At 45.3% G+C, this 12818-nt stretch carries 10 protein-coding genes and 1 pseudogene; 3 read left to right on the top strand and 8 right to left on the bottom strand.

All coding sequences use genetic code 11. The features are described from left to right. Nucleotides 1–114: 114 nt before the first annotated feature. From AB4135_RS02610 to AB4135_RS02590, 5 genes and pseudogenes are all read right to left on the bottom strand, one after another. Nucleotides 115–996: pseudogene (locus AB4135_RS02610) on the bottom strand (LysR family transcriptional regulator); the annotation flags it as partial. 213 nt (nt 997–1209) lie between these two features. Further along, nucleotides 1210–1953 carry a fumarate reductase iron-sulfur subunit gene (locus tag AB4135_RS02605; RefSeq protein ID WP_371990065.1) on the bottom strand — a complete coding sequence of 248 codons (744 nt, stop codon included), beginning with the start codon at nt 1951–1953 and terminating at the stop codon, nt 1210–1212. After that, nucleotides 1950–3947: a fumarate reductase flavoprotein subunit gene (locus AB4135_RS02600; RefSeq protein ID WP_371990063.1), complete on the bottom strand. Its 1998-nt coding sequence runs from the start codon at nt 3945–3947 to the stop codon at nt 1950–1952. Before AB4135_RS02600 ends, AB4135_RS02605 begins: the two co-directional genes overlap by 4 nt. A 107-nt stretch (nt 3948–4054) precedes the next feature. After that, nucleotides 4055–4726, bottom strand: coding sequence for a fumarate reductase cytochrome b subunit (locus AB4135_RS02595; RefSeq protein ID WP_371990061.1), 672 nt, complete (start codon nt 4724–4726; stop codon nt 4055–4057). 146 nt (nt 4727–4872) lie between these two features. Continuing rightward, entirely contained in the window at nt 4873–5577 is a 705-nt protein-coding gene (locus tag AB4135_RS02590; protein ID WP_371990059.1) for a fumarate reductase cytochrome b subunit, read from the bottom strand. A 370-nt stretch (nt 5578–5947) separates the two neighbouring features. On the opposite strand from AB4135_RS02590, the gene prmA reads away from it, so the two are divergent. From prmA to fis, 3 genes are all read left to right on the top strand, one after another. Further along, a complete protein-coding gene (gene prmA, locus AB4135_RS02585; RefSeq protein ID WP_371990057.1) occupies nt 5948–6829 on the top strand; it encodes a 50S ribosomal protein L11 methyltransferase in 882 nt (293 codons plus the stop codon). Nucleotides 6830–6980: 151 nt separating this feature from the next. After that, on the top strand, nt 6981–7949 hold the full coding sequence (gene dusB / locus AB4135_RS02580; RefSeq protein ID WP_371990055.1) for a tRNA dihydrouridine synthase DusB: 969 nt from the start codon (nt 6981–6983) through the stop codon (nt 7947–7949). Between the two features lie 17 nt (nt 7950–7966). Next, on the top strand, nt 7967–8272 hold the full coding sequence (fis, locus tag AB4135_RS02575) for a DNA-binding transcriptional regulator Fis (protein WP_012153658.1): 306 nt from the start codon (nt 7967–7969) through the stop codon (nt 8270–8272). Between the two features lie 383 nt (nt 8273–8655). On the opposite strand, the gene AB4135_RS02570 is transcribed toward fis, so the two are convergent. From AB4135_RS02570 to AB4135_RS02560, 3 genes are all read right to left on the bottom strand, one after another. After that, nucleotides 8656–10773: a multiheme c-type cytochrome gene (locus AB4135_RS02570; protein WP_371990053.1), complete on the bottom strand. Its 2118-nt coding sequence runs from the start codon at nt 10771–10773 to the stop codon at nt 8656–8658. A gap of 495 nt (nt 10774–11268) precedes the next feature. Next, complete coding sequence (locus AB4135_RS02565; protein ID WP_371990051.1) at nt 11269–12054, bottom strand: PepSY domain-containing protein; 786 nt, start codon at nt 12052–12054, stop codon at nt 11269–11271. Beyond that, a complete protein-coding gene (locus AB4135_RS02560; RefSeq protein ID WP_371990049.1) occupies nt 12054–12767 on the bottom strand; it encodes a PepSY domain-containing protein in 714 nt (237 codons plus the stop codon). Before AB4135_RS02560 ends, AB4135_RS02565 begins: the two co-directional genes overlap by 1 nt. Nucleotides 12768–12818 lie beyond the last annotated feature (51 nt).

The following is a 12818-nucleotide window of genomic DNA, read 5'->3' as shown; positions in this document are numbered from 1 at the left end:
TCTAGCCAAAGCTTGTATTGTGGGTATATCAGCCTGCTCTGCTGGCCTAATAACCTTTACAGGCCGCTTTGCAGAAGTGTTTTTTAGACAGCGATCTTTAGTTCTTGCTAACCATGCTTTTGAGCGCTCCCTTAGCATATCTCTAAGTAACAGTACTACTGGTGTAACATGCTCGCGTCCAGGACAAACCAGATATAAGTCTGCCTCTTCACCTGCATATTCAGTTAGCATGGGCACCAGTCGTCCAGCATCAATATCATCGGTCAGATCTAACCATGATTTATACACCACACCTTGGCCGGCAACTGCCCATCGCCTAGCGACATCGGCATCGTTACAGGTGCGATTAGAGGTCACGCGCACTTTATGTTTCTGCCCATCACGGCTAAAGAACCATTGGTCATGGGTACGCTCATCCAACATAAAGAACAAACAGTTATGTTGCTGTAGTTGCTCTAATGAAGTCACCGCCCCCATGCGCTCAATATATTCAGGTGAAGCACATAATACGCGGCTGGAATTACAAATCTTAAAGGCCACCAGCGATGAGTCCTTTGGTTTACCTGAGCGCAATGCCACGTCTATTTTGTCGCGATAAAAATCAGATAAGTTATCGCCAATATGCAGCCGAAGATTAAGTTCTGGATACTCAGAAAGAAAATCGTCCAGCCATGGCAGCAGCACATTACGGCCCACATCTGACGGCACTGCGAGACTGATAGATCCGGATATTTCCGCAAGGCTGGAGGTAATTGCACGCTGTCCCATATCAAGATCTGCAAGTGCACTTCTGCAATGGATCAAGTAGCGCTCACCCGCGGCGGTTAATCTAAGGCTACGTGTACTGCGGATAAAGAGCGAAGTACCAAGCTCTTTCTCTAGCCTTTTAAGCCCTGCGCTCGCAACCGCAGTGGAAATATCCAGCTCAACTGCCGCAGCGGTTAAGCTGCCACAGTCGGCAACTCTTACAAAAAGAGTTAAATCGTTTAGCTGCATTATCAATATTCCATCTATAAATCAGCGAAAATTATCATCTAATTGTAGATAATAGCGCACCAAATTTCACCCACAAAAAAACCTGCAATCGCAGGCTTTTTATGTCGGGAACATTTATGCCAAGGCCCATGGATGGTCAGCCTTGATATTGAAGTCAGGAACACTTATACCAATTCAGCCAAAGCATATTCAGCATTGAGCTTGAGATCGCTCCTAGACTAACGTCACCGCCATCTTGCGTCTCAGGTAAGCTATCTGCTGCATGTGTGGCAAGTCTTTTGGACAGTTATCCTGACAGCCTAATAACGTCATACAACCAAATACGCCATCTTGATTGCCAATCACATGGTAGAAATCTTCAAGCTCACGCCCATCGCGACTATCAAGCTCGAATCGTGCCAGCTTCATCATGCCAACCGCGCCCACAAATGTGTCACGCATCTGCGCTGTCGCACAGGCAGATACACAAACACCACACTCAACGCAGCGCTCTAACTCATAGAGCTTAGCGGCTTCAGCGGGATCCATCGGTGCCTCTAAGCGATGCACATCAATATCATCACTAACAGGATGCAACCAAAGCTTTAAACGCTCAGCAAGTTCACGCATAAACTTACCCGTGTTCACTGAAAGATCGCCAATCAGTTCAAATCCAGGCAGTGGCATCAACATGATGTCGCCTTTAGGGTATTTACTGGTCAGAGTGCGACAGGCTAATGTTGGAAAACCATTAATCACCATCGCGCAGCTGCCACAGATCCCCGCACGGCAGACAAAATCGAATTGCAGAGAGGTATCTTGTTCTTCACGCAAGCGGTTAAGCGCAATAAATACCGTCATACCCGGTGTTTCTTCGAGCTGGTATTTTACCATTTTGGGCTTATCACCCGGCTCTTGTGGGTCATAACGGAATATGTTGAAGGTTAACATGCGGCCTTTATTAGCTTCTTGGCTCATTTAGCCTCTCCTACAACTTGCTGCGGTGTCATTTCACTTAAACGCTGATTTTTTGGTGCTAACGATTCAGGAACTGCAAACGGCATTAGTGCAGCTTGGCGCTCATGTCGGTCAGCTCCATCGCCTAATTGACTCAAGATCTCGGTGATCTGATGTTCACGCTTCTCTGTATCAGGGTGCGCAATGGCATTATTGATACCATAGCCACGGTATCCAGGCGGCAACTCCATCTTCATCACATCCAGCTGTTCGTAATCAAGTTGTGGTGATAACGCCTCAGCATCTGGCCAGCTTGCCAACGTGCGGCTTAGCCAGTCTTTATCATTGCGCTGCGGGAAGTCTTCACGAGCGTGTGCTCCACGGCTCTCCGTACGAGCTGCTGCGCCCACAGCCACCGTTAGTGCAACTTTGAGCATACGTTTAACTCGCAGCGCTTCAACCAGCTCAGGGTTAGCGTGGCGTTTCTTACATTTAAGCCCTAGTGCTTTGGCGCGTTTTAATAATGCTTGTAGCTCATTGACTGCTTTTTCAAGCTGCGGGCCATTACGGAAAATACCGACATAGTCCATCATGATGCGCTGCATCTGCTGCTTAAGCTCAAACGGGTTTTCAGTGCCCTCACCGTTGACTAAGTCATCAATTTCATTTTGCACTTTGCCAACAAAGGACTCAACCAGACCAGTATCAATTTCTAACGTGTTCTGTTGGCAAAAATCAGCAACGTACTTACCGATAATCATGCCGCCCACCACAGTTTCAGCGAGTGAATTACCACCAAGGCGGTTAAAGCCATGCATATCCCAACAAGCGGCCTCACCAACGCTAAACAATCCCTTAAGCTGCGGGTTTTGCCCGGTAGCATCAGTGCGAATACCGCCCATAGAGTAATGCTGTGTCGGTCTAACTGGGATCCAATCTTTAGCTGGATCAATACCTAAAAAGTTCTCACAGATCTCTTTAACTTCACGCAGGTTGGTTTCTACATGCTTACGGCCAAGCAAGGTTATATCGAGCCATAAATGCGGCCCATAAGGACTGTCTACGCCCTTGCCTTTACGCATATGCTCGGTCATACGACGCGAGACAACATCGCGTGAAGCCAACTCTTTCTTTTCTGGCTCATAATCCGGCATAAAACGGTGACCATCTTTGTCACGCAGTAAGCCTCCATCACCTCGGCACCCTTCGGTAGTCAAAATCCCCACAGGTACAATAGCCGTTGGGTGGAACTGCACAGCTTCCATGTTACCGAGCTTGGCGACACCGGTTTCAAGCGCTAATGCTTGGCCAATCCCTTCACAGATAATGGCATTGGTAGAAACTTCATAAATGCGGCCATAGCCACCAGTTGCAATGGTGGTCGACTTAGCAACGTAAGCACGCAGCTCACCTGTTACCAAACAGCGTGCCACCACGCCATGACAACGCTTACCATCATGGATAAGCGACAATGCTTCCATACGCTCGTGCACGGGAATGTCCATCGAGATAGCTTTGTTATCGACGGCATACAGCAAAGAGTGACCGGTACCGTCTGCGGTATAGCAAGTTCGCCACTTCTTCGTTCCACCAAAGTCACGTGCGTTAATCAAGCCATGCGCAGCTTCGGCTTCTTCAATAGTGACCTTTTCAGCGTTAACCACCACTTGCCTTGGTCCTTTAGTGACTCGAGTCCAAGGTACGCCCCAATTTGCTAACTCGCGTACGGCTTTGGGTGCACAATGGGCGAACATACGCGCCACGTCTTGATCGCAGCCCCAATCTGATCCTTTTACCGTGTCTTGGAAATGCACATCTTCATCATCGCCCATACCTTTCACGGTATTACCTAGGCTTGCTTGCATGCCACCTTGCGCCGCCGCTGAATGCGATCGTTTGGCAGGGATCAGTGACAACACCACAGTATCTAGCCCACGCTCTTTCGACGCGATAGCTACTCGTAATCCAGCAAGTCCAGCGCCGACCACTAACGAATCGGTATATATCAGTTTCACACGTGCTCCTTAAGCGGGTGCAGAGTCAGTTTATGGTTATATGTCAATTACTACTTCTACTTAGCCTGATTGCTAAGCAGTTCTAATGTTTTTATAAGTTTTCTCTATTACGCATTTGCATAGGGCAAAAATGCCAATAGAGAAGCGATCCCAACAAGGATGAAAACAACGCTAATAATGCTCTTAATTTTTTTCAATCTGCTGCGGCTATTGAGATCTCGGGCGGCGCCCCACTTTACTGCGACGCGATACATTCCAATCGCAGCATGCAACTCAACACATAGCAGCAGAGGCAAATACAGCAGCCATACGTCTTGTTGCCAAATCCTATCCGCACTACCAAAAGGACCAATGGTCTCTGGCGCTGCGCCTATTAACCACAAATGCACCGGCAGGGTTAGAAATATCACCACCCCCGTAGCGGCTTGCCAAACCCATAAACGAGTATCACCGTGATTAACCACATTAAGCTGCTTTTTAAGGGCTTTTTGCTGACGCAAGTTCAGTGGCATTTTATGAGCCGCAACTAATACATGTACCAACGTAATAACAGCAATAATCATCGCAATAATGGTTACTACCCAAGGATAGCCGTGTCCATCCGCCGTTAAGAAGCTCAGCTCCATGGCTTTGGCTACCCATGTCATCGCCTCTGCACCAAGCAATATCGACGACACCAATATCAGGTGGGTCCACAAAAATATTGCGAGAACAACCCCACTGACGCTTTGACTGATATCAAGCCAACCACTCAATTTACCGCGATTTACTATTCCCATTACGTACCTATCCATGCTGTAAAAGCTTTGCTGAACGACAACACCAATGTCGCTCACTAATCACTTACCAACCGTGAGATAGATCAATAAAAAAGCATTTACTCAAGCTATCGCTAATTTATCCAAACAAGAACAAAAAACCATAGTTAACTTGGACGATAGGCCTCTACCGGCACGCTCAGATCGCTGCCAATCACCAGATATGACACTAAGCTAAGCACACCAATAATAATTAGATAAATAATTAAACCCTTTGCGAGTTTACGTAGCCCTGTACGTTTAGTGGTTAAGCCCCATTTAACTGCCACTCTATAAAGACCAATCATGGCGTGGATCACCACCGCAGGTAGCAATAACGCATACAGTAACCAAGCGTTTTGATGGTAGACACGCTCAGCAGATAGATGCGGGCCAATCTCTGGATTAGCTATCATGGTAAAAAGGTGCACTGGAACTAAGAAGAATAGAACGAAGCCTGTCGCTAACTGCCAGAACCACGCATGGCTATCTTTGTGATTAATCACCGACATATGGCGTCGAAGTGCGCGCCACTGCCCCAGTTGTGCCGGAAAACGACGCAAAGCCACCGCAGCATGTACCATTACCACCAGCAGCATGAACACAGAAAACACCTTAGTCACAATCGGGAAGCCGTGGCCAGTAGAACTAAACATGCCGCCCTCTAAAAACTGCACCACTGTATAAAACGCGTCTTTACCGAGTAAGATGCTAGATTCAAAATGCAGATGAGCTAACAGGAAACAGCCCATCAGCACACCAGTGATACTTTGTATTTTGTCCGCTTTTGCAGATGCGGGGTGTCCATTTGTGCTTATGTAGGATGCTAACATGGTGTCCGTCTTGTTTATCTTACGCCTAGTAGTGGGATTTACACTGTAGCAAGATGTCTCTCATAGCGTTGTGCCACCACTTTCAATCGTGACCTTGCTCACCCTATTTCAGAGCAGCATTAGAGGCAGATCACAAACAAAGGGGTAAAACAAAAACAGTGGTAATACCTTTTAACCAATATTTTTCAGCGACTTGAATAAAACTTTCAAACAAAACAACGATCCTCGCTTTTTACTAACCATTGAAATATTGGGCTATTATCCGACCAATAAGTCGTTAGCTGAAAACATGAATATTATCCTCATCTCCTGCACCTTGTAGCGGTTTGGGTATACAATACGCCGATATATCTAGCAAACGAGAATTCCCATGCCTTGGATCCAACTAAGAATTGATACTGACGGCCCTCATGCAGACGCACTTAGCGATCAGCTGATGGAAGAAGGTTCAATTTCTATTACCTTTGAAGACGGTAAAGACACCCCTATATACGAACCAACTTTGGGTGAAACGCCACTGTGGAACCACACAGTCATTATTGCGTTGTTTGAGGCAGACCACGATTTAGCTCCAGTGGTTGAACGCCTGAAATTGCTACCTTACCTCGGTGAGAACTTCAGCCATAAGATTGAGCAAGTTGAAGACAAAGATTGGGAACGCGAATGGATGGACAACTTCCACCCCATTAAGTTTGGCGACCGCCTGTGGATCTGCCCAAGCTGGCGTGAAATCCCAGATCCAACAGCCGTTAACGTGATTCTAGATCCGGGCCTAGCATTTGGTACCGGAACCCACCCAACTACCGCGCTATGCCTAGAGTGGTTAGATGGCCTTGATTACCACAATAAAGATGTTATCGACTTTGGTTGTGGTTCAGGCATTTTAGCCGTTGCAGCGCTGAAGCTCGGCGCAGAGAAGGTCACAGGCGTTGATATTGATTACCAAGCCATTGAAGCCTCTAAAGCTAACGCAGAGCGCAATGGTGTAGAAGATCAGCTTGCACTGTATCTACCTGAAGATCAGCCTGAAGGATTAATCGCCGACATCTTAGTGGCAAATATTCTTGCCGGACCACTACGTGAACTGGCACCTTTAATTGCCGAAAAAGTAAAGCCTGGTGGACAACTAGCGCTATCAGGTCTGCTAAAAGAGCAAGCTGAAGAAGTTTCAGCCTTCTACAGCCAGTGGTTTAACATGGACGCGCCTGCTCACAAAGACGACTGGAGCCGCTTGACAGGGATACGTAAATAACGGTATTGCGCGGCGCACTCTGCGCCGCGACAGACTTCTCACCTAGCAAAAGTCAAGCAAAAAAGTTGCCCTCAGGTCATTTATTGACCTTTTCACAGGCTTGAAAAAGGCGTACTATAGCGCCCCTTTGACGAGCAAGGTGATTTGATAAATGCAGATTGGACCCTATCGACTGAAAAATCAGCTGATCGTGGCACCAATGGCAGGCGTCACAGACCAGCCCTTTAGAAATCTTTGTATTCGTTATGGTGCAGCCATGGCGGTTTCAGAGATGCTTTCATCTAATCCTGATGTTTGGGACACAGATAAAAGCCGCTTGCGTATGACACACGCAGGTGAAGACGGAATACGTTCGGTTCAAATTGCGGGTTCAGACCCTGAGTTAATGGCGAATGCTGCCGCTGTGAATGTACAGCAAGGTGCTCAGATCATTGATATCAATATGGGCTGTCCGGCGAAAAAAGTGAATAAGAAGCTAGCAGGTTCAGCACTGCTGCAAGATCCACAGCAAGTAGAAGCAATTCTTAAAGCCGTGGTCGCCGCAGTAGATGTACCGGTTACGCTAAAAATTCGAACGGGTTGGGCTCCAGAGCACAGGAATGGTGTTCATATCGCCCAGATTGCAGAAGATTGTGGTATTGCCTCGTTAGCCGTTCACGGCAGAACGCGACAATGCATGTATAAAGGCGAAGCCGAGTACGACACGATTAAAGCGATTAAAAAACAGATCTCGATACCTGTCGTCGCTAATGGAGACATTTTAACGCCAGAGAAAGCACGTTTTGTGCTGGATTATACTGGTGTGGATGCTTTGATGATAGGACGGGGCGCTCAAGGACGGCCTTGGATATTTAGGGAAATCCAACATTATCTGGATACAGGTAATAAGCTAGCGCCCGTTGAGACGGATGAAAAGCGTCATTTGATGCTGGAACACCTTAAAATGCTTTACGCATTGTATGGCGACTATAAGGGCATTCGTTTCGCAAGAAAGCACGTTGGATGGTATCTAAACCAAGAATCACAACGCGCTTTTCGAGCCGAATTTAATCGACTCGAGACCGTTGAAGAACAAGGTTCCATGGTGGAACACTATTTTGATGAATTTGCAGCAAATTAATAAAGAGCAGAATACCAATGTTTGATCAAACAACTCACACTGAAGTTCACCCACTTACTGTTGGCAAAATTGAAACCGCAAGTGGTGCTATCAAGCCACAATTGTTACGCGATGCGGTTAAGCGTGCAGTAACAAACTTTTTCGCTCAGATGGACGGGCAAGAAGCTGAAGAAGTATATGAAATGGTGTTAAGCGAAGTTGAAGCACCTCTGCTAGATATTATCATGCAACACACTCGCGGCAACCAAACTCGTGCTGCAAACATGCTAGGTATCAACCGTGGTACTTTGCGTAAAAAATTGAAAAAATACGGCATGAACTAAGACTCACGTCTTAAGCTGTTGTATTGAAACGGGCTTTCCAGTAATGGAAAGCCCGTTTTTGTTTATATGTACCCCCATATGTACCCCCGTTGTTTTGTTGCCCTAATCCTTAGTCCTTTTCAGTTTTCCCACAAAAATATCATAATGGAATAATCAGCTTCTTGCTATGGGTAGAAAGCCTCTATATCAACCGGTATACAAGTTGAGCTATTCATCACTTTGGTGGCGGACTCCTTTAAGGCGAGTTGGTTTCATAATACTTGCTACCTATGAATGCATTTGACCTAAAAGTCTCGAAGGAAAAGTACCAACTAAAAAGCCGCTATCTATTGATAGCGGCAAGTCTCAATTGCAGGGAGACAGTTAAGGGTACTACGACGAGTTTATAGCTTGTGGGACTCTGCAAGTTTAGCTTCAGAGTGACACACTGAACACGACTCTAGATTGTTGTGCTCAACGATAATCTCACCTTCAATTTCAGCGCCATCGATCGGCGCGTTAAAGATTGCTCCATTACTAATCATGTGTGATTTAAGCGGCTCTCCGCCACTGCTATGACAAGACCAACAAGTCGCTGCTGCTGGCGAGGTTAGCGAGAACTCAGCATCTTCAGAATAAGCATCACGAGTAACGAACATGCCTGATTTCTGAATATCATTAAGCTTCACCGAACCACTAACGTGACACGCTGTGCAGTCTTTAATGTTTGCAGGGTATTTCCAGTCACGAACCGCACCATCTTCTAGATTTTGCTCCTGTCTATCTCCAGCATGCAGTGCATGGACATATACAGACCAACCAAGATGATTTAGCACAGTGTCATCTGGCGCGACTTTAAGAGCATTAAATGTTTTGTCCCAAACAGCGATGTTAGGGTTATGACACGTTGAACATTGCTGCTCTAGATCATTACGACGAGAGTGCATGCCGTAGGCCATATCGCCATGACAAGCAGCACAAGCCTCATTGCTAACCACTTGGCGGCGACTATCTGCTAATCCTTGCATATCGAAAAATGCTGTGACTGAACGTAAGCGGTTTTGAATTGCATCATCACTAGTAGAAGGCTGTAATTCACCTGCCTTATTGATCATGATTGTTGACTCTATCGATACTGCACCCTTAGCATTCTCAGTTCCTGCAGGAATGATTAAGCCTGTATCGTTCTTACTTTGATCTGGATTAAGAGCACCTGAAATCACGAATGCAAATTGACCAGCACCAACAGAAACAACGTCCATCTCATTCAATTTAGCATTAACGCTATGGTCTGCCATACGACCCAGCTTACCGCCCTCTAACGTTTCCATAGTCAGCATGCGATAGTTAGTAGATGCATCCCATGCGAGAGTTGCCCGCAATGCTTTAAAATCTGGCATTTCAGTAACAGGCGATCCGCTTGCATCACGGATCTCCAACACTAATGCAATCTCGGCAGTGCTATAGTCATTGCCACCACGAGTACCGGTGCTCGGCGTCGCTTCAGCACTAATTACTTCAATGCTGAACATATCTCGGGCCGTTGCTAGCGCTTCAACAGGTGCAACATGAATTTCACTGACGTCGTGACAAACTCCACCACAAGTCATTGGCATATCAAAGCCATGACTTGGCGCATAATCACCTGAGTGACAAGTCGCACAAGCTTTAGCGTCATAACCCACTAACCAATCAGCAGCATTTGGTAGCTCGGTGCTATTTTCATTTTCATGACAGCTTAAGCAGTTCTTAGTTGATTCGACGTTAGTCAGATAACTTTCGAAGTGCCAGCGATGTGCACGTTCATTAAGCGTGCCTTTTCCATCTTTCTCACCAGTAGCATGACAAGTAGCACAAGCCTTTAAGTCATTGGCGTAATGCGGCGAGCGATCGTAATCATCGTAACGAGCGTAGGCAATATCAGTATGACAGCCTAAACAAGATTCAGTTGATACTATTTCACGCGTCGAGACCACAGCTTCACCGGACAGCATGAAATCAATTTCAGGCATAATATCTTGGACACTACCAATGACCGGTAAACCACCATAACTTTGAACACGTACCATAAAGCGTTGAGGTAATGCGCTGTCGTATTCATAGCCCTTATCGGTGGTATCAAGATCTAATATCGATGTAGGGTTAAAGACTGAGTAGGTACCATCTTCATTATCCGTTAAACAGGCATCAGCCTCACCTGTTGCAGAGCAAGTTACGTAACCAAACCCTTGACGTTGCGAGCCACCTAATTCAAGTGTGGCCAGTTGGCTATGTAAAAAGCGTACTGAAGGTAAGCCTTTAACAAGCTCATCTTTCTCATTGGTCAGCTTGAATGAAGCAGAACGAATACCTTGCTCATCAATGCCATAAGCTATGTACTCAAGGTTAAGTGTTTCTGCAGTGTTTGCGTACACTGGTGGCATAACGCCATCGGCTCCATCTTTACCATCAGATCCACAGGCAGCTATACCAAATGTCATCAATACCGCTAGCGGCATTCTGAATTGTTTGAGGTTCATCATCATTATCTCTTTTGTAATACCTAATATTAGGTACTCGCATTTTTAGCCCAGACTCTGAACCACAACTTAATAAAACATTAATTTCTACATTTTGTACGCATTTTGTGATCTAGGAACGATTATATTTAACTAACTGATTATCAATGTTATTTCATCATTAAATTATAAATAAACAACTAAATAACTAGTACCTTTAAGCTGAAAAGCCTTGTTTGATGATAATAAACACATAGCCTATGTATTAGATTTTTAAACTCTTGTGATTTAAGCTCTAACGAAAGTAATGAGAAGTGACAAACATGGCGAAACAGGCTAGAAGTAAGCCGTTTTAAAATCGATTAGTAGCTGTTTTACAACATTGACTCACAAACATAGACCTCCTATGTATTTTTAATCGAGAAGCTCTAACATTGCTTAAACTGCTAATTAGTTCGCGTCACTCCGAAGTATGACAAAGCTGTCACTTTGCAGCGGGCTCAGCTCAAATTCATTAGATTAACAACTTTTCCTAACTCGTTTTTCGTTAATATTAACTAAAAATCTAGGCCAGTAACGCCTAAGCAATAAACTCTCAATGACCCAATACAGTCCCGATAGCGACAAAAGCACCATTAACACTGCAAGCAGCCAACTAAATGGATTGTTGAAACTTCCTTGATTGAGGTAATCCATAAAGTGTAGTTTAAACATCAAATCGGCAAGCTCTGTTTGTTGATTCTTATGGCCGACTAACTGTCCATTGACTGCATTAATGTAGATCCGTGTTGATAAATCATCCGCCATATTGACTTGCCACATAGGGTTACATTGTTTTGGCCAATCAGGACTTAACGTAAGCTTATTAATGCTGGCAACTTCCCCTGGTCCCATATAACTTTCTATGGCTAACTGCATAGCGATTTGTTTATCAATGACAAAGGGCTTGCCAGTATAGGCATGGCGCAACGATTGTTGCTGACATTCATGTTGATACCGCTGAACCTGCTCATCCAATAGGTAAACTGGCTGCTCAGCAAGCATCTGTAATTTAAGCTGCTCAACAGTATTGTTTGGGAATAGGCTCAATACTTCCTCAGCACTAAGCAGGCGCTCAGGTGTAATTTTAAGCGCTGTGGGTGCAATATGATGACTATGGTTGTAAACCATGCCTTTTAGCTCATCATGGGGCGTTAGGTTAAAGTATACACCTGTGATTAACCATATCAGTAACTGCAGACTCACGATTACGCCGAGCCAGTAATGTAGCACTCTAATCCAACGTCTAACGGACCTAGTCTGCATTAAAGGTATCTCCGTCTGCGCTGCCAGACTAAAAGTAGTCCTGCGACAACAGCTATGATGGAGATAAGCGCTGTTGTTAGCAGTAACTTATTATCAATAGCCTCACCATCATCGTAATCCATAATGTGCCATTTCCAGAACAGATCGAACAGCCTCCAATAATCGTGCCTGCGGGTAACAACCTCGCCACTCTTGGCAGATATATACAAGGTACTGCTGACACTATCATCAAACTCAATTTTCCAAACAGGTAGGTGCCGCTCGGCAAGTTCGCTAGGTGGATCCTCGCTGATGAATGTTATCTGCAGTAGCTTGGCAGCCGATGAAATTGACTGTTGATGCTGCAATCGCCGTGCTATCGCAATAGCTTGCTGCTCACTCAACAAGTCAACTAGCTTGCCATTGCTAGCATCAATTAACAGTGTTTCACCCTTTAGCTTGAGTTGATAATAGCTTCGCTGGCTTAGGACTTTAAGGCTAATAGCTTCAGCCTCAGGGTAACGCTGATAAACCTCTTTAATCGAATAACCGAACCTATCTGGAGCCAAATAATTAACTTCAGCAGCTTTGATATGGTCACTTCGAATATAACTAAGATCCATGAGGACGAAATAGCTACCCGTTAGCGCCCAAATCGAGATAGGTATTGCTAGAAGTAGCATCAGCCAACGATGTAGTTGATGGGCAGACAACTTAATTTTAAATGAACGCAATGTAATAACAGTCCCTATTTACATCTCGAATTATTCGCTAAGCTAATCAAT

Origin of the sequence: Shewanella sp. 10N.286.54.B9 (assembly GCF_041468565.1) — a bacterium.
Classification (GTDB): domain Bacteria; phylum Pseudomonadota; class Gammaproteobacteria; order Enterobacterales; family Shewanellaceae; genus Shewanella.
This window is presented reverse-complemented; position numbering and strand designations above follow the sequence as displayed.

Bases quoted from the DNA above. Each gene is read 5' to 3' on its own strand.
- AB4135_RS02605 (WP_371990065.1), bottom strand. From the start codon at position 1,953: ATGAGCCAAGAAGCTAATAAAGGCCGCATGTTAACCTTCAACATATTC.
- AB4135_RS02595 (WP_371990061.1), bottom strand. From the start codon at position 4,726: ATGGGAATAGTAAATCGCGGTAAATTGAGTGGTTGGCTTGATATCAGT.
- AB4135_RS02590 (WP_371990059.1), bottom strand. From the start codon at position 5,577: ATGTTAGCATCCTACATAAGCACAAATGGACACCCCGCATCTGCAAAA.
- prmA (WP_371990057.1), top strand. From the start codon at position 5,948: ATGCCTTGGATCCAACTAAGAATTGATACTGACGGCCCTCATGCAGAC.
- dusB (WP_371990055.1), top strand. From the start codon at position 6,981: ATGCAGATTGGACCCTATCGACTGAAAAATCAGCTGATCGTGGCACCA.
- fis (WP_012153658.1), top strand. From the start codon at position 7,967: ATGTTTGATCAAACAACTCACACTGAAGTTCACCCACTTACTGTTGGC.
- AB4135_RS02570 (WP_371990053.1), bottom strand. From the start codon at position 10,773: ATGATGAACCTCAAACAATTCAGAATGCCGCTAGCGGTATTGATGACA.
- AB4135_RS02565 (WP_371990051.1), bottom strand. From the start codon at position 12,054: ATGCAGACTAGGTCCGTTAGACGTTGGATTAGAGTGCTACATTACTGG.